Annotated in this window: 18 protein-coding genes and 1 tRNA gene; 8 read left to right on the forward strand and 11 right to left on the reverse strand. The window is 61.6% G+C overall.

Features of this window, described 5'->3' with window-relative positions:
* Positions 1 to 6: 6 nt before the first annotated feature.
* The 9 genes from rsfS to ACQ4W7_RS00295 form a co-directional block, all read right to left on the reverse strand.
* The gene (gene rsfS, locus ACQ4W7_RS00255) at positions 7 to 693 is read right to left on the reverse strand and encodes a ribosome silencing factor (RefSeq protein ID WP_426071435.1); all 687 of its coding nucleotides are present in this window, start codon (positions 691 to 693) and stop codon (positions 7 to 9) included.
* Positions 694 to 1,365 (reverse strand): nicotinate-nucleotide adenylyltransferase, encoded by a 672-nt coding sequence (locus ACQ4W7_RS00260; RefSeq protein WP_436527656.1) that lies wholly within the window; start codon positions 1,363 to 1,365, stop codon positions 694 to 696.
* Positions 1,362 to 2,276: an oxygen-dependent coproporphyrinogen oxidase gene (gene hemF, locus ACQ4W7_RS00265; protein ID WP_436527658.1), complete on the reverse strand. Its 915-nt coding sequence runs from the start codon at positions 2,274 to 2,276 to the stop codon at positions 1,362 to 1,364. The genes ACQ4W7_RS00260 and hemF overlap by 4 nt, the downstream gene beginning before the upstream one ends.
* A 101-nt stretch (positions 2,277 to 2,377) precedes the next feature.
* Complete coding sequence (locus ACQ4W7_RS00270; protein ID WP_436527660.1) at positions 2,378 to 3,181, reverse strand: hypothetical protein; 804 nt, start codon at positions 3,179 to 3,181, stop codon at positions 2,378 to 2,380.
* On the reverse strand, positions 3,178 to 3,618 hold the full coding sequence (locus ACQ4W7_RS00275; protein ID WP_436527662.1) for a hypothetical protein: 441 nt from the start codon (positions 3,616 to 3,618) through the stop codon (positions 3,178 to 3,180). The genes ACQ4W7_RS00270 and ACQ4W7_RS00275 overlap by 4 nt, the downstream gene beginning before the upstream one ends.
* Positions 3,619 to 3,622: 4 nt before the next feature.
* Positions 3,623 to 4,906 carry a hypothetical protein gene (locus ACQ4W7_RS00280; protein ID WP_436527664.1) on the reverse strand — a complete coding sequence of 428 codons (1,284 nt, stop codon included), beginning with the start codon at positions 4,904 to 4,906 and terminating at the stop codon, positions 3,623 to 3,625.
* A gap of 83 nt (positions 4,907 to 4,989) precedes the next feature.
* A complete protein-coding gene (locus ACQ4W7_RS00285; RefSeq protein WP_436527666.1) occupies positions 4,990 to 5,736 on the reverse strand; it encodes a hypothetical protein in 747 nt (248 codons plus the stop codon).
* A gap of 88 nt (positions 5,737 to 5,824) precedes the next feature.
* A complete protein-coding gene (gene purD / locus ACQ4W7_RS00290) occupies positions 5,825 to 7,093 on the reverse strand; it encodes a phosphoribosylamine--glycine ligase (RefSeq protein ID WP_436527668.1) in 1,269 nt (422 codons plus the stop codon).
* A gap of 58 nt (positions 7,094 to 7,151) precedes the next feature.
* Positions 7,152 to 7,877 carry a YebC/PmpR family DNA-binding transcriptional regulator gene (locus ACQ4W7_RS00295; protein ID WP_010401062.1) on the reverse strand — a complete coding sequence of 242 codons (726 nt, stop codon included), beginning with the start codon at positions 7,875 to 7,877 and terminating at the stop codon, positions 7,152 to 7,154.
* A gap of 186 nt (positions 7,878 to 8,063) precedes the next feature.
* Between ACQ4W7_RS00295 and ACQ4W7_RS00300 the strand changes: the two genes are divergently transcribed.
* The 4 genes from ACQ4W7_RS00300 to ACQ4W7_RS00315 all read left to right on the forward strand — a co-directional run bounded on the left by ACQ4W7_RS00300 (position 8,064) and on the right by ACQ4W7_RS00315 (position 12,978).
* A complete protein-coding gene (locus ACQ4W7_RS00300) occupies positions 8,064 to 10,535 on the forward strand; it encodes an alkaline phosphatase D family protein (protein ID WP_436527670.1) in 2,472 nt (823 codons plus the stop codon).
* 80 nt (positions 10,536 to 10,615) lie between these two features.
* A complete protein-coding gene (locus ACQ4W7_RS00305) occupies positions 10,616 to 11,536 on the forward strand; it encodes a DMT family transporter (protein WP_436527672.1) in 921 nt (306 codons plus the stop codon).
* 29 nt (positions 11,537 to 11,565) lie between these two features.
* Positions 11,566 to 11,955, forward strand: coding sequence for a methylglyoxal synthase (locus ACQ4W7_RS00310; protein WP_436527674.1), 390 nt, complete (start codon positions 11,566 to 11,568; stop codon positions 11,953 to 11,955).
* Positions 11,956 to 12,048: 93 nt separating this feature from the next.
* Entirely contained in the window at positions 12,049 to 12,978 is a 930-nt protein-coding gene (locus ACQ4W7_RS00315; RefSeq protein ID WP_426071766.1) for a quinone oxidoreductase family protein, read from the forward strand.
* 170 nt (positions 12,979 to 13,148) lie between these two features.
* Here the strand turns inward: ACQ4W7_RS00315 and ACQ4W7_RS00320 are convergent, their stop codons facing one another.
* Complete coding sequence (locus ACQ4W7_RS00320; protein ID WP_426071446.1) at positions 13,149 to 13,778, reverse strand: DUF4136 domain-containing protein; 630 nt, start codon at positions 13,776 to 13,778, stop codon at positions 13,149 to 13,151.
* Between the two features lie 217 nt (positions 13,779 to 13,995).
* Here ACQ4W7_RS00320 and pepN point away from each other — a divergent pair, with 217 nt between their 5' ends.
* The 3 genes from pepN (at position 13,996) to ACQ4W7_RS00335 (ending at position 17,879) form a co-directional block, all read left to right on the forward strand.
* Positions 13,996 to 16,650, forward strand: coding sequence for an aminopeptidase N (gene pepN, locus ACQ4W7_RS00325; protein WP_436527676.1), 2,655 nt, complete (start codon positions 13,996 to 13,998; stop codon positions 16,648 to 16,650).
* A 34-nt stretch (positions 16,651 to 16,684) separates the two neighbouring features.
* Entirely contained in the window at positions 16,685 to 17,686 is a 1,002-nt protein-coding gene (locus ACQ4W7_RS00330) for a class 1 fructose-bisphosphatase (protein ID WP_436527678.1), read from the forward strand.
* Positions 17,687 to 17,803: 117 nt separating this feature from the next.
* Positions 17,804 to 17,879, forward strand: a tRNA-Thr gene (locus tag ACQ4W7_RS00335).
* A 107-nt stretch (positions 17,880 to 17,986) separates the two neighbouring features.
* On the opposite strand, the gene ACQ4W7_RS00340 is transcribed toward ACQ4W7_RS00335, so the two are convergent.
* Complete coding sequence (locus ACQ4W7_RS00340; protein WP_436527681.1) at positions 17,987 to 19,387, reverse strand: aminotransferase-like domain-containing protein; 1,401 nt, start codon at positions 19,385 to 19,387, stop codon at positions 17,987 to 17,989.
* Between the two features lie 588 nt (positions 19,388 to 19,975).
* Between ACQ4W7_RS00340 and ACQ4W7_RS00345 the strand changes: the two genes are divergently transcribed.
* The gene (locus ACQ4W7_RS00345; protein ID WP_426071450.1) at positions 19,976 to 20,329 is read left to right on the forward strand and encodes an ElaB/YgaM/YqjD family protein; all 354 of its coding nucleotides are present in this window, start codon (positions 19,976 to 19,978) and stop codon (positions 20,327 to 20,329) included.
* The last annotated feature ends 226 nt before the right edge of the window (positions 20,330 to 20,555 follow it).

A 20,555-nucleotide genomic window follows, 5' to 3' on the forward strand; every position in this document is an offset into this window, starting at 1 on the left:
CGAGGCTTACGCTTCGACTTTTTTGATACGCTTGATCACGGTTTTTGCCGGTGCAGCATCGGCTGCCGGCTTGGCCGCGCGTGGCGCGCGCACTTTTTTCTCTGGCAGCGCTTTCAGGGCTTTCACGGCAGCTGCTTCGGTCTTGGTCGGTGCGATTTTCACGGTCTTGCCGACAGCTTTCGAGGCGGCTTTTTTCGCCGGGGCTTTTTTGGCGGCGGTGGCGGCGGTGGCTTTCTTGGCCGGTGTCTTTTTCTCGATCACGGGCGAAACTTCGACCTTGGCCTTGCTGGCCGCCAGATGGCCGCTGATTTTCTTCGGCTCGTCGTCGCTGGCTTTTTTCGGCGCGCGCTTGGCGGCACCCAGCTTGATCGGGGTGTCGCCCCAGATTTCTTCCAGGCGGTAGTAGGCGCGGATAGGTGCTTGCATGATGTGGACGATCATGTCGCCCAGATCGACCAGTACCCATTCACCCGTTTCCTCGCCTTCCATGCCGATGATTTGGCCGCCGGCGTCCTTGACCTTGTCGCGCACCGAGGCGGCCAGCGCCTTGGTTTGACGGTTCGAGGTGCCGGAGACGATCGCGATGCGGTCGAACAGGCTGGTCAGGTGACTCGTTTCGAAGACGGCGATGTCTTGGCCTTTGACGTCTTCAAGGGCGTCAACGACGAGGGTTTGCAGTTTTTTGATGTCCATTTAGCTTTTGTATAAATTATGTTGTTCAATATAGTCTAGCACTAGCGGGGAAACAAGCGAGTTTGCCCGATTCCCCCGTTGTAATGCCGCACGTATTTCGGTGGCGGAGATATCCACCGCGAAGTCCTGTGCCAGATAAGTCAGACCGTGCGGCGTGTTGCGGATGCTTTCCAGCGACCCCAGGCGGCGCGAAAATTCGTCGGCGACCACTTGCGGTACTGCTGTGTCATTCAGCGCGAAGCCGGGGCGGGCCGCGACGCAGATATGCGCGTATTCAAATAATTGCTGCCATTCGCGCCATGTCGCGAGGCGCTGCAGCTGGTCGGCGCCCATCAGGAAAACGATGGAAGCGCGCGGTCCCAGTTCTGCGCGTACCTGGCGCAAGGTATCGATGGTGTAGCTGGCCTGGCCATGTTCGCTGCGCTCGATTTCCTGGCGATCGATCATCACGGGCAAGGACAGGCCGGAAAAAGCCAGGCTGGCCATCTCGGCGCGCTGCCGGCCGGTGGCGCCCAGATTGCCTTTTTGCCAGGGCGCGCCCGCCGGAATCACGCGCAGCTCATCGGCGTGCAACAGGCTGGAAAAATGCGTGCCCAGCGCGACATGCCCTATGTGAACCGGATCGTAGCTGCCGCCCAGCAGCGTCACGCATGCCGTAGTACCTTCGGTCACGCCTGCAGCCAGTCGCGGTGCACGAGGAAGTCAGTATACAACGCCGCTTCGGGACTGCCCGCTTCCGGGTGCCAGTCGTAGCGCCACTTGACCACGGGCGGCATCGACATCAGGATCGCCTCGGTGCGTCCGCCCGACTGCAGCCCGAACAGGGTGCCGCGGTCGAACACCAGGTTGAACTCGACATAGCGTCCGCGCCGGTAGCACTGGAAATCGCGTTCGCGTTCGCCGTAGGGCGTGTCCTTGCGCCGCGCCAGGATCGGCACATAGGCGTCAATGAAGGCGTCGCCGGCGCTGCGCAGCATGGCAAAGCTGTTGTCAAAGCCCAGGGCGTTGAAGTCATCGAAGAAGATACCGCCGGCGCCGCGCGCTTCGCGCCGGTGCTTCAGGTAGAAATAATCGTCGCACCACTGCTTGAACTTCGGATGCAGCTCCGCGCCAAACGGCGCCAGCGCGTCATGGCACACCTGGTGAAAGTGCTTTACGTCGCCCGCATCGCCATAATACGGCGTCAAATCCATGCCGCCACCGAACCACCATACGGCTTCGCCAGCGGCATTGACGGTGCTGAAAAACCGCACATTCATGTGCACCGTGGGCGCATACGGGTTGCGCGGATGCAGCACCAGCGACACTCCCATCGCTTCCCACGCCTTGCCACCCAACTCAGGGCGCGCGGCCGCTGCCGATGGCGGCAGTGCGGCGCCGGTGACGTGCGAAAAATTCACGCCGCCACGCTCGAACACATTGCCTTCCTCGATCAGGCGCGAAATACCGCCACCGCCCTCGGGGCGTTGCCAGGCATCGGTCAGGAAGGGCTTGCCGTCCTGTGCTTCGAGCGCCTGCACGATACGGCTTTGCAAATCGAGCAAATAAGCCTTGACGGCCGAAGGAGAGGGAGTTGACGACATCGCGTGGGCCGACGAGGCCGAAATAAAAAAGTAAGGACGGATTGTACCCTGTAACGGATTTTTGTGATAGCAAAACCGGCGATGCTGTTGCCGGCTCTGCTTTACTGAGGCGGCTTGTCTTGCACCACATGGACATCATATTGCACGCTGTCATGGCCCGGTTGGCGGGCGTGGTCGAGTGCTTGCGCCGCGCGCTGCTGCAGGGCGTCGCGTTCCACCGTGTCGACCGGCTGCGCCAGTGGTGCCACAGGCGTCGGCTGCTCGCGCTTGAGCCACAGCGGCCCCACAATCGCCACGAGCATCAGCATCACCAGCATCAACACTATCATCAGGACGTTGAACGGGCGCGCGGCGCGCCGGCCATACTGGGCCGGCGGTTTGCCGGCAGCATCGACGATCACGCGCGCCAGTTGCGAGCCGTTCGCGCGCGTGCGCGCTTGCAGCTCCTTGTATTGCAGCGGCGATAGCGTGCCCTGTTTCAGCATATGGCGCAAGGCCGCGACGGGCGTGCCGGCCAGGTGATCGGCGGGCAGGCTGTCGTGGGCGGCGTCGCGCTGCCACGGGTTGATCAGGTTCTGGTCGTACAGCGCGTCGACCGCCTGCCGGTTCACTTGCTGCAGCGCGGCGCTGGCCAGTTGCCGTCGTGGTTCATCGGCGGGCAGCTTGCGCAGCATCTTGAAAAAACGCTCCTCGGGCACCAATTCGGCGCTCAGCAGCCAGGCCAGCGTCCTGATCTGGTCGGCATTCATCGCCAGTTCCGGCACATCGATGTCTTCGGCAGCATTGTGCGCGCGCTGCAGGTCGATGATCTCCAGCTCGGCCAGCGTATCGTCGTATTCGTCGCTGGTGATCAGGCCGAGGTGCAGCAGTTCTGCCAGCGGTAGCAGGCGTGGATCGGTGCTCATGGCTGCAGGCCTCCGGTAAGCAAGCGATACACCGCGGACATCACCAGGATCTGCCCCAGCACGATCAGCGCGCCTTTCCAGGCCGGTGGCCGCTTGTACGCGATGCGGTCGTGACCATGGCGCAGCCTGGACGCTTCCATGATTTCGCGCGCCAGTTCGCTGCCATGTTCACGTACGTGAACTTCCAGCACCTCGAACTGCGCCGTCGGCAGGACGTCGTTGACCACCAGCCAGCGCATGGCGATCCAGGACGTATAAAACATGCGGTCGTCTGGCGCGGCCGCGTGTGCGGCATTGCGCTGGAACTGGTTCAGCAAATCGAGCTCGTACAAGGCGTCGACATCGCGTTCCGAGTTAGCCTCGTCCAGTTCCTGCGCGGTGATCAGGCCAAGCTGGTACAGCTGGCCCAGCGATGCGTGGGGCGGTTCGATCTGCATGGACTTACTCTTTTACTTTGGCCTGGCGCAGTTCGCCGGCAAATTGCGGCGTCACCGACCAGCCATTGCCGGCGCTTTCTTCGCTGCTGCGCTGAAAGGTGAAGTCGCCTTCCAGCATGACCGCCGATCCGCCGTTGAGCATGCTCAGCACGGCGTCATTGCGTTCGATCAGCAGGCGGCAGGAATAAACGCCCGGCGAGATTTCCTTGCATGGCGCCAGCGGTTCGATTTCGGCGATTTCGCGCGTGCGTTCCATCGATTGCGTCAGCGAAAACGCTTGCCGTGGCCGGGGCATGATGCGCGCACCATCCATGCCGTCGCGGAAAGCCTTTTCCAGCGCCTCGCGTCCCAGGGGCTTGGCTTGCTGGGCAAAGTCGCCATCCTGGATGGTGCCAAAGCGCGCCTGGACCAGCAACGGTTGCGCGCCCACATAGCTGATGCGGCTCTTGCTGCCGCTGTCGTCGCGCGCGACGGTATAGGCATAGTCCATCTTCTCACCATCGAGTGCTATCGTGGCCAGGCAGCCACGGATATTTTGTGACGAGGCGTAACCGGCTTCTTTCACGTCGTGCAGGCTTGCTTTGCCCATGCCTTCCGGCGCCGCCTTGTTGAGCATGCGTGTCACGGTGGTGAGCGTGTTAGTGGCGTCGCACTCGGGGACAGAATTGCCACTGACCAGGTACCAGACCATGCCCGCCAGCGCCAGCGGCGCGACGATTACCCAGATCAGGCGCGAACCGGGAAACAGGCCATCGAGGATCACGCCGCGTACCGCCTTTTTATGTTCATCCTGGCGCCCTTGCGCATGCTGGACCACGCGCTTTGCATCATCGCTGCCGCCGGACTCGATGCGTTGGGCCATGGACTTGAATTCTGCGCGCGGCAGCAGTCCCACATGCAGCATCCAGTTCAGCGCCTCGCCCGGCGTGGGCAGCAAAACGTCGCCGGGCAGGTGTGCCAGCGCCCGCTGGTACAGCTCTGGCGTGATCAGCGTTTCGTCACGCAGATGATCGAGCGATACGCGATTGAGCACTTCCACCAGTTGCTGCAAGATCGACAAACGCAGTGCCAGCTCGTCGCCGCTGAAGTTGCGCGCCACGCTCAACAACAGGCTTGTCACATCCTCGGACGTAATGATCTGGCGCCGGTACAACCACATCAAGGTGTCGGGTAGCGGCGTACCGATGGCGAGCTGTGGCAAGTCGGGATGCGCAAGCGCATGCTCGCGCTGGCGGCGCGTGAGCAGCTTCAGCACATGCAGCGCCTCGACGGAAGTATGCGTGGACACAGGTAGCTTGCTTGTCATCGGGAGTGGGTTTATCAAGAATTAAGATGATAAACTTTACAATAAAATCTCGTTTCCCCAGCGCACTATTGAAGCTGCGCCTGATCCAGTTCTGTCCTGAACTGCGGTGTTACTGACCAGTTCTTGCCATCCTTGCTGCGCTGGAAAGTAAAGTCGCCTTGCTGCAGCACCGAGACTGCCAGCACCTTCGTTGCGGCAGCGGGCACAAGGTCGTTACGGGCCAGCAGCAGACGGCAGGAAACCACGCCGGGCAACACATCTTTGCATGGTCCCAGCGCTTCAATATCGCCAATTTCACGGTAGTGCTGCGGCGACGCCACTGCGTTGAGATTGACATGGTAGAGCGGCTTGCCGCGCAGTGCATCCATGCCGGTCAGCACCGCATTCTTCAGCCCATCGCGCCCGATGGGCTGGCCCTGCTGCACAAAACCGCCATGCCAGGCGATGTCGGCAAAGCGCTTTTGCACGATGCCCGGATGCGCGTGGTCATAGCCCAGTCGGCTTTTGCGGCGGCCTTCCACACGCGAAATGGTCCAGGCGTATTGCATCGGCTTGCCGTCCTGGATGACGGTGGCCAGGCAGCCACGGGTTTTTTGCGACCAGGCATAGCCGGCCTGTTTGATATCGTGCAGGCTGAATTTGCCATCCGTGACCGCGGCCACGCTTTGTCTGGTGTCACAGCGCGGTACGGCATAGCTGCTGAACCAGTACCAGGCCAGGCCGGCAACGAGCAGCGAGGCAAGCGTCAGCCAGGCCAGGGGGCTCACCGGGGCATCGTTGTCTGGTGCGGCAAGGCCGGTTGGAATGGTCATGGCGAGCAATGGGGCTGACAATCAAAATGAAAACGGGCCGGGGCGGATGCATTCCGCGCCGGCCCGCCGTGTGATCGTTATGGGGCGATCAATGCTTCAAACCGCGCCAGCCGATATCGCGGCGGTACTGCGCGCCATCGAAATGGATTTTTTCCACGGTTTCATACGCCTGCTTCTGCGCCATCTTGATGCTGTCGCCCAGGCCCACCACGCACAGCACGCGGCCACCGTTGGTGACCAGGCGCTCGCCCTCGATGCGGGTGCCCGCATGGAAGGTCACCGAGTCATGCGTTTCGGCCGGGATGTCGCCGATGGCCGTGCCCTTGACGGGATCGTCCGGGTAGCCTGCGGCGGCCATCACCACGCCGACGGCGGTGCGGCGGTCCCATTCCAGTTCCACCGCGTCGAGCGTGCCGTTGACGGCGTGCTCCATGACGCTCACCAGGTCGGTTTTCAGGCGCGTCATGATGGGTTGCGTTTCCGGGTCGCCCATGCGGCAGTTGAATTCCAGGGTCTTCGGCGTGCCCTTGTCGTCGATCATCAGGCCGGCGTATAGGAAGCCTGTAAACGTGATGCCGTCCTTGGCCATGCCCTGAATGGTCGGTACGATGATTTCGCGCATGACGCGCGCATGCATGGCCGGCGTGACGATAGGCGCCGGCGAATACGCGCCCATGCCGCCCGTGTTCGGGCCCTGGTCGTGGTCCTTCAGGCGCTTGTGGTCCTGGCTGGTGGCCAGTGGCAGGATGTTCTTGCCGTCGCACATGACGATGAAGCTTGCTTCTTCGCCGGCGAGGAATTCCTCGATGACGATGCGCGCGCCGGCGTCGCCGAACTGGTTATCGGACAGCATCATGTCGACCGCCTGGTGCGCTTCTTCCAATGTCATGGCAACGACCACGCCCTTGCCAGCGGCCAGGCCGTCGGCCTTGATGACGATGGGCGCGCCCATGGCATCGATGTAGGCATGCGCGGGCGCGACGCCGGAAAACGTCTGGTAAGCGGCAGTCGGAATGCCGTGGCGCTGCATGAAGGCCTTGGCGAAGTCCTTCGACGATTCCAGCTGCGCCGCCTCTTTCGTCGGGCCGAAGATTTTCAGGCCGCGCGAGCGGAACAGGTTGACGATGCCAGCTGCCAGCGGCACTTCCGGACCGACGACCGTGAGGCCGATGTGTTCCTGCTGAACGAAGTCGGCCAGCAATTGCGGGTCGCTGATGTCGAGATTGACCAGGCGCGCATCGCGTGCGGTGCCACCATTGCCCGGCGCGACATACACCATCTGTATGCGTTCGGACTGGGCCAGTTTCCAGGCCAGGGCGTGTTCGCGGCCGCCAGAGCCGACTACCAGAATTTTCATAGGGACCGTTCGTTCAGTGTGGGTTGCAGGGCGGCGGTGCCGCCCTTGATGTTGTCGCTTAGTTCTCGATCAGGGCGTTGGTAAAGACTTCCTGGACGTCGTCCAGCAACTCCAATGCATCGATCAGCTTTTGCATCTTGATGGCGTCGTCGCCCGCGTACACGGTTTCTGTCGCCGGTTTCATGATGACTTCGGCTACTTCGGCCTTGAATCCGGCCGCTTCCAGCGCTTCCTTGACGGTGGCGAAATCGTGCACGGGGGTCAGCACTTCGAAGCCGCCTTCCTCGTCCGCGATGACGTCGTCGGCGCCCGCTTCCAGCGCCGCTTCCATCAGCTTGTCTTCGTCGGTGCCCGGCGCGAACAGCAACTGGCCGCAGTGCTGGAACATGAAGGCGACGGAGCCTTCGTTGCCCATGTTGCCGCCATTCTTGTTGAAGGCGTTGCGCACTTCGGCCACCGTGCGCACCTTGTTGTCGGTCATGCATTCGACGATGACGGCTGCGCCACCCACGCCGTAGCCTTCGTAGCGCACTTCTTCGTAGTTGGCGCCATCGACGCCGCCGCTGCCGCGGTTGATCGCGCGCTGGACGTTGTCTTTCGGCATGTTCGCGTCAGCCGCCTTGTCGACCGCCAGGCGCAGGCGCGGATTGGTGATGGCGTCGGCGCCGCCCATGCGGGCCGCGACCGTGATTTCCTTGATCAGGCGCGTCCAGATTTTGCCGCGCTTGGCATCGGTGGCAGCCTTTTTATGCTTGATATTGGCCCATTTGCTATGTCCTGCCATGTCGAATCTTCCTTAGACGAGGTGTTCAATTGTGGCCGACATTTTAGCATATTGCCCCCCTGCGAAGCGGCATGGCCCCGTCATCAAGCCGACACATTTTGTTGTTAAAGTGACGCGCTTTCATGTTATGCATCATCCCACCACTCCAATAATCAAGATTAAGGGCGCGACATCATGGCAAGTCAAATGGATAGACGGCAATTTCTGAAATTGGGCGGTTTTATAACTGTCTCTGTCGCCACTGTCGGCCTCGCCGCCTGCGGCAGCACCGATTACAGCGATCCTGGCGTGCCGCTGGCATCCGGCAGCGACTGGAAATTCCCGCAAAGCGTGGCCTCGGGCGATCCGCGCGCCGACAGCGCCATGCTGTGGACGCGCGTCGTGCCCGCCAGTTTTGACGCCGTCGCCCCCGCCGTGGCCGGCAAGTCGGACGTGGCCGTGCGCCTGATCGTCAGCGCCAGCGACAATACGGCCGCCCTGGGCAGCAACACGGCCCTGGCCGGCACACCCATCGTCGATGCGAAACTGCCGCTGAAAGCCGATTTCGACAATACCCTGCGCCACAAGGTGACGGGCTTGCAAGCTGGCCAGGTGTATTTTTACCAATTCATCGCCGGCGACGTGCGCTCGAACGTGGGCCGCTTCAAGACGGCGCCCGCGGCCACGGCTGACGTGTCGCAGCTGCAGCTCGCCTATCTGACGTGCCAGGACTGGAGCATCAACCATTGGGGCGCGCTGTCGCACATCGCCGCCAACGAGTCGCTCGATTTTATTGTCCACCTGGGCGATTACATCTATGAAACGGTGGGCGAGGCCTTCCAGAGCGGCGCAGTGGAAAGCCGCCACGACCGCTTGATCCTGCCGGACGGCACGTACAAGAGCGGCAACGCCGGCGCCAAGTACGCGACCACGGTGGCCGACTACCGCTACCTGTACAAGAAATACCGCACCGATACGCGCCTGCAAGCCGTGCACGAGCGTTTTGCCTTCATCGCCATCTGGGACGACCACGAATTCACGGACGACGCCTGGCAGGACGCTTCCACCTATGAAAGCATCGTGGCGACGGACGGCAGCGACCTGCACCAGCCAAATCGCCGCCGCAGCGCCAACCAGGCCTGGTTCGAATACATGCCGGCCGACGTCACGTTCGATGCTGCCGCGACAACGTTCCAGAACATCCAGATCTACCGCGATTTCCAGTTCGGCAAACTGATGCAGCTGGTGATGACGGACGAGCGCCTGTACCGCGCTGACCATGCGATTGCCGAGTCGACCATCAACCCGGCCACGGGCAAGCCGCTGGGCAGCATCGGCAGCCGCTACCTGGTGCCGCAAGCGCTGTTCGACAGCGTGGAAGGGCAGAAAATGGCCGCCGCCACCAAGGCTGGCGCCGACCCGCTGGCTGCCGTTGGCATGCTGGGCAGCACGCAGCGCGATTGGTGGAAAAGCAAGATGAAGGCCGCCACGTCCACCTGGAAGCTGTGGGGCAATGAAGTGTCATTGCTGCGCATGGGCTTGAATGGCACGGATGCGATAGCCACCTTGTTGGCGCTGAGCGCCATGTCGAACGTGGGCAAGGCCATCGCCAGCACCCTGCCTTTGGTGGGCGGCAGCGTGCCGCTGGCCTCGGCCATCGTGGCCGCTTCGACGGCGGGCGCATCGACGACCGTGGCGCAAGCGGCGGCCATGGCGATTGCCGGCGCGGCAGCCAACGCCAGCGCACAGGGCGCCGCTGCTGTGGGCGCCGGCTTGAGTGCGGCCCAGGCCGGTATCACGGTGGCCGCCTACAACAGCGGCTCGCCGGCCGCCGCCGCGCAAGTGATCGCCTTCGGCTGGATCAAGCCCGATGTGCAGGCCAAGGGCGCCGCATCGAATTTTGTCGCCGCTTCCGGTCAGCAAGCGGCGCTGGCGCCATTCTTCACGCGCTTCCTGCTCAATTGCGACCAGTGGGATGGCTATAACAGCGAGCGCAAGAACCTGATGGCGCACCTGAAGACGAATGCCATCGGCAACGTGGTGGCGATTACCGGCGATATCCACTCCTTCTTTGCGGGCACCGTCAGCGATGATTTTGATGCGGCCGGCGGCGGCACGCCCGTCATGGTGGACCTGGTGTCGGCCGGCGTCAGCTCCGACTCCTTCTTCAGCTACCTGAAGTCGGCCGCCGGCAGCATGGGCGACATTGGCGCCCTCGTCAGCTATCCGCTGGCCATTCCCGTCATAGGCCTGGGCACGGTCAACCTGGACATCAACCTGCTCGACTACACCATGGGCAAGGCGGCGCCCACCCTCGACAGCTTGCTGGAGCAATTGCGCGTGCAACTGCGCGGCGCCTTGGCCGCCAAGGGCGTGCCGGAAGCGCAGCTGGACGCCACGGTGACAGCCGTACAGGCAGGCTTGAAAGCGAGCACTGACTTCAGCGCGACCCTGCTGGGCCTGGCACAGCAATTGTCTAGCCTGGGCAACAATCCGTGGATCAAGCATCTGAATACGGATGCGCAGGGCTACACGGTAGTCACCTTGACGCCGGGCAAGTTGGTGGCGCAGTTCAAGCAGGTGAATAAACTGATCGGCACCGCGGCACCAAGCAACGTGATTGCGCGTGTCACGACGGCCACGGTGGCTGCTGGTACGGTGGGGGTCAGTATTTCCTAAGCCGTCGTTGGAATGGAGGCTGGCGGCCGGTGCGGAGGGGCAGGCCCGGCAAACTTGTGCTTATCCATTACAATCTGGGCATGAGCTCCAGTTCCCCGCAAGCAAGTCCTGCATCGATTCCCCGTTCCGTCTACCTCGGTGGCCTGGCCATCGCTGTGGGCGGGGCGGTGTTGTTTTCCACCAAGGCCATCGTCGCCAAGCTGCTGTACCGCTACCAGATCGATGCCGTCACCCTGATCGCCTTCAGGATGATCTTCTCGCTGCCCGTATTCGCCGTCATCGCCTGGTGGAAGATGCGCACGGAGCCGCCGCTGTCGACCAGCGACCGCTGGCTCCTGGTCGGACTGGGTCTCGTCGGCTATTACCTGTCCAGCTATCTGGACTTTCTTGGCTTGCAATACATTTCCGTTGGACTGGAGCGCCTGATCCTGTTCCTCACGCCCACCTTCGTGCTCCTGATTACCACGGTGTACTTCAAGCAGAGCATCAGCCGTCTGCAATGGATGGCCCTGTTCACCTCGTATTGCGGCATCGTGCTGGTCTTCGTGCACGACTTGCAGGGCGGCGCCAGCAATGTGGCGCTGGGTTCCACTTTAGTGCTGGGCTCGGCCTGTTCGTACGCCGTGTATCTGCTGGGCTCCGGCGAACTGGTGAAGCGCATCGGCTCGATGCGGCTCGTTTCCTACGCGATGTGCGTGGCCAGCTTTGCCTGCATCGCCCAATTCTTCATCCTGCGCCCCGTCGAGCTGCTGATCCAGCCCATGCCCGTGTATGGCTTGTCTGTATTAAATGGCATCTTTTGCACGGTGATGCCCGTCTTCATGACGATGATCGCCGTGGAACGCATCGGCGCGCCCGTCGCCTCGCAGGCGGGCATGATCGGCCCCGTGTCGACCCTGTTCCTGGGCGCCATGATCCTCGATGAACCGATCACCAACTGGCAACTGGCTGGCACCAGCCTGGTATTGGCCGGTATTTACTTGCTGTCGAAAAAGAAATAATTCCTCCAACCACTGAAAACGCTCCGAACATGAAAACACGCATCGCCCTGATTGCCCACGACAAGAAAAAAGATGACATGATTACCCTGGCGGGCGAATACCTGGATTTTTTGAAGGGTTGTGACCTGTCGGCCACGGGTACTACGGGCGGCCGCCTGATCAACGAGCTGGGCTTGCAAGTGGAGCGCAAGCATTCCGGCCCGTTCGGCGGCGACTTGCAGATTGGCTCGCTGCTGGTGGAAGGCTTGATCGATTGCGTGATCTTCCTGCGCGATCCGATGACGCCGCAGCCGCACGAGCCGGACATCAACGCCCTGGTGCGCGCCTGCGACGTGCACAACGTGGCGTGCGCGACGAATCTGTCGTCGGCGCACCTGGTGCTGTCGCAGCTGCAGGTGCTGGCCAACGCGGCTGCCTGACGTTTTTCCCGATTCTTCTTCAAGGAGCATATTGTGAGCGCAACGATTACCACCAAAGCCATCCGCGTGCAGCGCGTGGGCGGCCCGGAAGTGATGGAATACGTGGACGTGGAGCTGCCGCCGCCCGGTCCCGGCGAAGCGCGCGTGAAACACGAGGCGATCGGCCTCAATTTCATCGATGTGTATTTCCGCTCGGGCCTGTATCCGCAGCCGCTGCCTAATGGCCTCGGTGTCGAGGGCGCGGGCATCGTCGAGGCGGTGGGCGAGGGTGTCACGGAAGTCAAGGTGGGCGACCGTGTGGCCTACGCGGCGCGCATCAATGGCGCGTATGCGCAGCAGCGCAACTTGCCGGCGGCCCTGTTGCTGGCGCTGCCCGAGCGTATCGGTTTCGATACGGCTGCCGCCATGATGCTGCAAGGCTTGACGGTGCAATACCTGTTCCACCGCACGGTGGCCCTGAAGGCGGGCGACACTATTCTGTTTCACGCGGCCGCGGGCGGCGTGGGCTTGATCGCTTGCCAGTGGGCGAAGGTGCTGGGCGTGAACCTGATCGGCACGGCCGGCTCCGATGAAAAGGCGGCCTTGGCCAAGGCGCATGGCGCGGCCCACGTCATCAACTACAACACGGAAAACTTCGTCGAGCGCGTGCGCGAGATCACCGGCGGCAAGGGTGTCTCGGTGGTCTACGATTCCATCGGCAAGGATACGTTTACCGGCTCGCTCGACTGCCTGGCGCCGCTGGGCATGATGGTCAGCTTCGGCAATGCCTCCGGCCCCGTGCCGGCGTTTACCTTGTCCGAGCTGGCCTCGCGCGGTTCGCTCTTCCTCACGCGCCCCGCCCTGTTCAGCTATGCCTCCAACCGCGTGAACCTGGAAGAGATGGCCGCTTCGTTGTTCGGCGTGGTCAGCAGTGGCGAAGTGCAGATCGAGATCAACCAGCACTATAGCCTGGCCCATATCGCCCAGGCGCACGCGGACCTGGAAGGGCGCAAGACCACTGGTTCGACCATTATCGTGCCATGAGCGGCGCACATGATGGCACGCCGAAGTTCGGCCGCCTGCTGATCGTGCTGGTGCTGGCAGTGGCCCTGATCGGCGTGCTCACTTTTGCCGCCGAAGCGTATTACTCATAGACATGAAAAAACCGGCTTGCGCATTGCTGCATAAGCCGGTTTTTTTGTGTTGCCACGTCATTACTCTATTTTGACTTCGACTTTACGGGGCACGCCGCTCTGGCCGGGGAAGTCGGCAAAGGCGCTGGCCACCATGGCTGGCATCACTTGCGACGTGGCGCGTTTGTTGCTGGTCGATTGCACGGTCACGTCGTACAGTTTCTTGCCGCTGCGGTCATTGATCGTCACGCGCAATTCGCGTTCGTATTTATGTCGTACGCTTTCTTCGATATCCATCGGACCATACCAGTAAGGGTTGTAGCCAAAGCGGCCATAGCCTGGCCATGCGCCGTAGCGATAGCCGTAGCGGCCAGGCCAGTAGCCGGGGCCATACCAGAATGGATCGGTGGCTTGCAGCACGCGCTCAGGATAGTCGACTGTCGAAAAATGCATCGCCACGCGCAAGTTGGCTGCCGCCGGGCCGGAAGCTTCGCCGAAGCCGTGTTTTGCCAGTTCCGCGCGCACCAGGTTTTGGTAGCTGCGGTATTCCAGCGTGTCGTTTTCGGGCGCTGGCGCTTCAAAAGCATACGATTTGTCCTGCAATTGCGCAGGCCACTCATGGAAGACGGTCACATCGCTGCGTATGGTGGTGGCGCATCCGGTCAGCAACACGGTCAATGCAGCCATCATGATGGTCAGATATCGTTTCATGGCATGATCTCCTGATAGTAGAGGCAATTTATCGTCTAATATGATAAGAATAGTGCTGTTTGTTCCCATGCATTATTACAGAATGTTACCTGGTATGTCGGCGTGTAAGGGAATCCAACATTCCTGATCTGAATCGGTGCAATTGGCGGGTGAATCGGTCCTTTCCCTGCCTGGTGTTGGTAAAATAGGCTTTTGCCTCCGCTCCCACCCATTCCCTATGCGCACAGACAGCCCTCAGACGATTTACCGCAAAGATTACACGCCGCCCAGCTTCCTGGTTGACAGCGTCGAACTTGGTTTCGATCTTGATCCCGCCCGCACAGTGGTGGCGAGCCGGATGCGCATGCGCCACAACCCGGCCAGCACCAGCCGCAGCATCGAATTGCACGGCGAACACATCGAACTGGTGCAAGTGCGCCTGAACGGCAAGCTGCTGAAACCGTCGCAGTACACCTTGACGGCCGGCATGCTGACCATTCCCAAGGCACCGGACGAGGTCCTGCTCGATATCGAAACGGTACTGTCGCCGCAGGACAATACCTCGCTGTCCGGTTTATATGTGTCGAACCATAACTTCTTTACGCAGTGCGAAGCCGAAGGCTTCCGCCGTATCACCTTCTTCCCAGACCGTCCGGACGTGATGGCCAAATACACCGTCATGTTGCGGGCCGACAAGGACAAATATCCGGTGTTGTTGTCGAACGGCAACTTGATCGAAGAGGGCGACCTGGGCGACGGCCGCCATTACGCCAAGTGGGAAGATCCGTTCAAGAAGCCGTCTTACCTGTTTGCCCTGGTGGCGGCGCGCCTGGTGTGCCAGGAAGAGCGCTACACGCTCAAGTCCGGCCGCGAAGTGCTGCTGCAGGTGTGGGTGGAAGAGGGCAACCTGGATAAAACCGATTACGCCATGCAGTCGCTGAAAAACTCGATCCGCTGGGATGAGGAGCGCTTCGGCCTGGAGCTGGACCTGGACCGCTTCATGATCGTCGCCGTGGGCGACTTCAACATGGGCGCCATGGAAAACAAGGGTTTGAACATCTTCAATACCAAGTATGTGCTGGCCAATTCGCGCGTGGCGACCGACGTCGATTACGCGGGCATCGAAGCGGTGGTGGGCCACGAGTACTTCCATAACTGGACCGGCAACCGCGTGACGTGCCGCGACTGGTTCCAGCTGTCGCTGAAAGAAGGTCTCACGGTGTTCCGCGACCAGGAATTCTCGGCCGACATGATCGGCACGGACACGGGCCGCGCCGTCACGCGCATCGACCAGGTGCGCACCCTGCGCCAGGCGCAGTTCCCTGAAGATGCCGGCCCGATGGCGCATCCCGTGCGTCCCGATTCTTTCGTCGAGATCAATAACTTTTATACCGTCACCATCTACGAAAAGGGCGCCGAAGTGGTGCGCATGGTCCAGACCCTGGTGGGCCGCGACGGCTTCCGCAAGGGCATGGACCTGTACTTTGAACGTCACGATGGCCAGGCCGTGCAGTGCGACGACTTCCGCGCCGCCATGGCGGACGCGAATGGCCGCGATTTTACGCAATTCGAGCGCTGGTACAGCCAGGCCGGCACGCCCATCGTCAAGGCCTCCACGCGCTACGACTCTGCCAGCCAGACGTTCGAACTGACCCTGGCGCAAAGCTGTCCCGCCACGCCGGGCCAGCCGAAAAAACTGCCATTCCATATTCCCGTCACCGTCGGCTTGCTGGGCGCGGATGGGTGCGACCTGCCGCTGTACGTGCATGGCGTGGTGTCGAACGGCGCCACCAGCGTGGTGCTGGAGCTGACCGAGGCCTCGCAAACCTTCCGCTTTACGCAGGTGGGGGAAGTCCCCGTGCCATCGCTGCTGCGCGACTTTTCCGCCCCCGTGGTGCTGGAATACGACTATACCGACGCCGAGCTGCTGCACCTGTTCCGACACGACAGCGATCCGGTCAACCGCTGGGAAGCGGGCCAGCGCCTGGCCATGGAACGTTTGCTGAAACTCACGGGCGCCGTCGCCGCCGGAGAGGCCTTGGTGCTGGATGACACCTTCATCGCCGCGCAGCGCGCCTTGCTGGCCGACGAAACGCTCGATCCTGCCTTCCGCGAGCTGGCCTTGATTCTGCCATCGGAAATCATCATCGCCGAGCGCATGGCGCAAGTCGATCCGCAGGCGATCCATGCGGCGCGCAAGTTCATGCGCAGCACCATCGCGGCGGCCTTGAAGCCCGAATTGCTGGCGCAATACCACGCCAACCAGACGCCGGGCGAATACAGCCCTGACGCCCTGTCGGCCGGCAAGCGGGCGTTGAAAAATCTGGCCCTGTCCTACCTGCTGATCGCACCAGGCAATGCTGAACTGGCGCTGGCGCAGCAGCAGTTCGACAGCGCCGGCAACATGACGGACCGCGCGGCAGCCTTGGGTGCCCTGATACATTCGGGTTCGCAATCGCATGCAGAGGCCGCGCTGGCCAGTTTCTATGCCGACTTCGTGAACGAAGCGCTGGTGGTCGACAAGTGGTTTGCCATGCAGGCGGCCGCACCAACGAGCGATGTGCAAGCCGTGCGCCAGTTGATGACGCATCCGGCGTTCACCTTGAAAAATCCGAACCGCGCGCGCAGCCTGATCTTCAATTTCACCAACGGCAATCCGTCGCAATTCCATGCGCAAGACGGCAGCGGCTACGCCTTCTGGGCCGAGCAAGTTATCGCGCTCGACGCCTTGAATCCGCAAGTGGCCGCGCGCCTGGCGCGTTCCATGGACCGCTGGCGCCGTTACGTGCCCGCGCTGCAAAGTCACATGCGCGACGCGCTGGAACAAGTCGCCGGCCAGGCCAGCCTGTCGAATGACGTGATGGAAGTGGTCAGCAAGGCTTTAGCGAACTAGCACGGCAAATCATCACCAAAACAAAAGGGAATTCATGAAACGCATCAGTCTTACGCAATACCTGGTTGAAGAGCAGCGCTCGAACAACAGCATTCCCGCCGAACTGCGCCTGCTGATCGAAGTCGTCGCGCGCGCTTGCAAGACTATCAGCCACGCTGTCGGCAAGGGCGCCCTCGGTGAAGTGCTGGGCACGGCCGACACGGAAAACGTGCAGGGCGAAGTGCAGAAAAAGCTCGACATCATCTCCAACGAGATTTTGCTCGAAGCGAATGAATGGGGCGGCCACCTGGCAGCCATGGCGTCGGAAGAAATGGAATCGATTCACCCGATCCCGAACCGCTATCCGAAGGGCGAATACATGCTGCTGTTCGACCCACTCGATGGCTCGTCGAACATCGACGTCAACGTCTCGATCGGCACCATTTTCTCGGTGCTCAAAGCCCCGGAAGGCATGGGGCAGCCGACCGAGCAGGACTTCATGCAGGCCGGCACCAAGCAGGTTGCCGCCGGTTACGCCGTGTACGGCCCGCAAACCATGCTGGTGCTGACCTTCGGCAATGGCGTGAACTGCTTTACCCTGGACCGCGAAATGGGTTCGTGGGTGCTCACGCAAAGCAATATGCAGATTCCGGCCACCACCAAGGAATTTGCCATCAATATGTCGAACGCGCGCCACTGGCATCCGCCCGTGAAGCGCTATGTCGACGAACTGCTAGCCGGCGACACGGGCCCGCGCGGCACCAACTTCAACATGCGCTGGATCGCATCGATGGTGGCCGACGTGCACCGCATCCTGAACCGCGGCGGCATCTTCATGTACCCGGCCGACTTGCGCGACACGTCGATGCCGGGCAAGTTGCGCCTGATGTACGAAGCGAACCCGATGGCCTTCATCGTCGAACAGGCCGGCGGCGCCGCCACCGACGGCCAGCAGCGCATCATGGACATCGCCCCGCACAAGCTGCACCAGCGCGTGCCCGTGTTCCTCGGCTCGAAGGACGAAGTTGCCCGCGTCACCGTATATCACGCTGAGTAAAAAAACCGCACTTTTCAGCGATTTTTAGCGGCCCGCAGCCCGGCCGCTAAAAAAAATGAAAAAAGATCGCGTTGACACTAGCAAATTTTATGCATTGTTTGTAGAATGTGGGTCTTCGCCGTTGTAGCTCAGTTGGTAGAGCAGCACATTCGTAATGTGAAGGTCGCCAGTTCGATTCCGGCCAACGGCACCAAGTATTCGCAGTAGAAAAAACCACCGCTCAAACGGTGGTTTTTTTTCGTCTGCAGCTTTATCGCCGCCAGCCTGCGCGGGCGGGATCTCCACCACCTCGCCGCCTGCCTAAATCACAAACTCCCTGCGCACCACCGGCTTGTGCGCCAGCAGCAGCGACAGCTTTTTCAGGGCGTTGGCCAGGCGCGTGCGGTCGCGGATGCTGCCCAGCGAGATGCGGATGGCGTTCGGCGGGCGGCTGTCGTAGAAGGCGTCCGAGGCCGTGACGGCCACGCCCTGGGCGCGGGCGGTGGCGGCCAGCTCGCGTGAGGTCCAGTAGCTGGGCAGCGAAAACCATACATGGATGCCGTCGCTGCGCGGATGGCTGGCGCCGGTCAAAAGCGTGCGGATGACGTCCTGGCGCGCGTCCGCTTCGCTGCGCACGCCGGCCAGCAGTTCGCGCGCAGAGCCGTCGTGTATCCATTGCGTCGCCAGTGCCGTCGTCAGGGGCGTGGCCATCAAGGAAAACGAGCGCAGGGCTTGCACGAAGCGTTCGCGCAGATGCGCGTCGGCGATCAATGTGTAGGCCATGCGCAAGCCCGGCGCCAGGCATTTCGACAGCGTGGCGATATACGACACGTGGCCCGGCGCGTAGTGGGCCAGCGGCGGCGGTGCGTCGGCGGCCAGCAGCCAGTACGGGTCGTCCTCGATGATGTGCATGCCGCAGCGCCGGGCCACTTCCGTGATGGCCAGACGCCGCGCGGCGGGCATGGTGTGTGCCGTGGGGTTTTGCAGGGTGGGATTCAGATAGATGAGACGCGCATGGTGCTTGCGGCAGGCTTTTTCCAGCGCTTCGGGCAGCATGCCGTCCGCATCCGTTTCCACGATGATGGCTTTGCGGTTGAGTTGTCCCGCCGCCAAGCGCAAGCCCGGATACACGGCCGGCTCCGTCAAGATGGTATCGCCGGGCCGGCTCAAGGTCAGTATCAGTGCCGCCAGCGCCGCCTGCGCGCCGGGGCAGGCCACCACGTGCTCTTCCTCGACGTGGTCGAACATGGGCGCCAGCCAGACGGCCCCCGCCGCGCGGTCGGCCTTGCCGCCGCCGCCCAGGTGATAACTCATCAATAAATCGCTGTCCGTGCGCATCAGTACCTGCGCCACACCCTGTTTCAGCAGGTCGTCGAAATCCACGCCCACGGGCGGCGGCGGGATGTTCATGCTCAGGTCCAGCATCTGCGTCAATTCCACTTTCGGCGCGGCCACATAGGTGCCGCGCGCACCTTGTCCTTCCAGTAGATTCCTGCGCTTGGCCTCGTCGTAGGCGCGCGTCACCGTCGTCAGGTCGACCTGGAACAGGGCGGCCAGCCGGCGCTGCGGCGGCAGGCGGTCGCCCGGGCGCAGGCTGCCGTCGGACAGCGCGCGCTCGAGCATGTCGGCGATCTGCAGGTAGCGCGGGCCGCCGTACTGCACGAAGGGCGTGATCCACGCGCTGGCCTGGCTTTCTTCTTGTATGGATTTTGACTTGGACATTTTATCTGCATGTATGGATATTTCTTTCTGTAATTATGGGGAAAAGACGTGTAAAAATCCATACATTTATATGTGTAACAGGCTTTATCTCGTGGTGGCAGGCTTCCTGTGAGTCATGCATAACCCCAAGGAACATGATGCCGCTGCAGATGACGCCCGAACGCGCACGCTTGCAAGAGTAAGCATGACGGCCAGCGATTTTGACTCTGCGCTGCCGGCGAAATCGCCATTGCGCCTGGATAATGCCATCTTGCAGGATGTGGCGCGCTTGCTGGAAAAGTCGGGCGGCAATTAAGTAACAGCGCGCCAGGCTTGCCGTCCCCTGCCGCTATCCCCGCCGCCCCACCAGGGCGGTAAGGATTGTTATTTCCATCAGGAATTTAAGTCTGGGTCACAAGGTGTGGCAGCGCACAGTGGCGTGCGGCAGGCGCGGTTAAGGTAGTGTCAACAGCTTGCTGCTGATCCAGTATTTGATATGGCTCAGCCCGGCAGCGTTTAGCCGCTTCTTTTTCCCCGAAGCGAGGAGAATCATGATTCGGTCACGGCATCGAGCATGGTTGAAATTATTTACTATTAAAGGAAACCATCATGAACGCGATTGAAAAAACCAGCTCCGACCTGAATGGCACCACCCAGGATACCCGCCAGGATATGCACCGCACCATCGACAAGGTGGCAAGCCAGGCCCAGCCTCTGGCCGACAAGGTGGCCACGCGCGTCCACGACGGCGTGGACCAGGTGGGTGAGCGCATCGAGCAGGTCAGCGACACCGTCAGCAAAGCCTCCGAAACGTTGATGGCGCGCGGCAAGCAGTTGGGCGCCGCCTGCCAGCGCGCCGGCGAGACGGGGCGCGGCTATGTGCGCGAGCGTCCTGCCGTATCCCTGTTGATTGCTGCAGCGGCCGGTTATGGCTTGTCCAAACTGCTGGGTTCGCGTAAATAAGTTTTACGCAATCCGGCAAGGTGTTGTCGTGGGTGCTGTTCCCTTCGCCGTCATGGCGCGGTGGGACAGCGTCCACGCGCACGAGGTAGTAGAAAGCAGTAAAGCAGAGTGATAATGCGCTCCGTTTTATTGTGATTGATCGGCATACCTATTCCCTTCATTATTTTGATTGCCCTGTTCGTGCGCTGAATGAGGGAGTTGTAGCGTTACTTCCCGGGGCAAATTA

The sequence above is a fragment of the Janthinobacterium algoris genome (assembly GCF_051380935.1).
GTDB lineage: Bacteria > Pseudomonadota > Gammaproteobacteria > Burkholderiales > Burkholderiaceae_D > Janthinobacterium.

Excerpts from the sequence above, each read along its gene's own strand:
- rsfS (WP_426071435.1), bottom strand. The coding sequence starts at position 693 with ATGGACATCAAAAAACTGCAAACCCTCGTCGTTGACGCCCTTGAAGAC.
- hemF (WP_436527658.1), bottom strand. The coding sequence starts at position 2,276 with ATGTCGTCAACTCCCTCTCCTTCGGCCGTCAAGGCTTATTTGCTCGAT.
- ACQ4W7_RS00270 (WP_436527660.1), bottom strand. The coding sequence starts at position 3,181 with ATGAGCACCGATCCACGCCTGCTACCGCTGGCAGAACTGCTGCACCTC.
- ACQ4W7_RS00275 (WP_436527662.1), bottom strand. The coding sequence starts at position 3,618 with ATGCAGATCGAACCGCCCCACGCATCGCTGGGCCAGCTGTACCAGCTT.
- ACQ4W7_RS00285 (WP_436527666.1), bottom strand. The coding sequence starts at position 5,736 with ATGACCATTCCAACCGGCCTTGCCGCACCAGACAACGATGCCCCGGTG.
- purD (WP_436527668.1), bottom strand. The coding sequence starts at position 7,093 with ATGAAAATTCTGGTAGTCGGCTCTGGCGGCCGCGAACACGCCCTGGCC.
- ACQ4W7_RS00295 (WP_010401062.1), bottom strand. The coding sequence starts at position 7,877 with ATGGCAGGACATAGCAAATGGGCCAATATCAAGCATAAAAAGGCTGCC.
- ACQ4W7_RS00300 (WP_436527670.1), top strand. The coding sequence starts at position 8,064 with ATGGATAGACGGCAATTTCTGAAATTGGGCGGTTTTATAACTGTCTCT.
- ACQ4W7_RS00305 (WP_436527672.1), top strand. The coding sequence starts at position 10,616 with ATGAGCTCCAGTTCCCCGCAAGCAAGTCCTGCATCGATTCCCCGTTCC.
- ACQ4W7_RS00310 (WP_436527674.1), top strand. The coding sequence starts at position 11,566 with ATGAAAACACGCATCGCCCTGATTGCCCACGACAAGAAAAAAGATGAC.
- ACQ4W7_RS00315 (WP_426071766.1), top strand. The coding sequence starts at position 12,049 with ATGGAATACGTGGACGTGGAGCTGCCGCCGCCCGGTCCCGGCGAAGCG.
- ACQ4W7_RS00320 (WP_426071446.1), bottom strand. The coding sequence starts at position 13,778 with ATGAAACGATATCTGACCATCATGATGGCTGCATTGACCGTGTTGCTG.
- pepN (WP_436527676.1), top strand. The coding sequence starts at position 13,996 with ATGCGCACAGACAGCCCTCAGACGATTTACCGCAAAGATTACACGCCG.
- ACQ4W7_RS00330 (WP_436527678.1), top strand. The coding sequence starts at position 16,685 with ATGAAACGCATCAGTCTTACGCAATACCTGGTTGAAGAGCAGCGCTCG.
- ACQ4W7_RS00340 (WP_436527681.1), bottom strand. The coding sequence starts at position 19,387 with ATGTCCAAGTCAAAATCCATACAAGAAGAAAGCCAGGCCAGCGCGTGG.
- ACQ4W7_RS00345 (WP_426071450.1), top strand. The coding sequence starts at position 19,976 with ATGAACGCGATTGAAAAAACCAGCTCCGACCTGAATGGCACCACCCAG.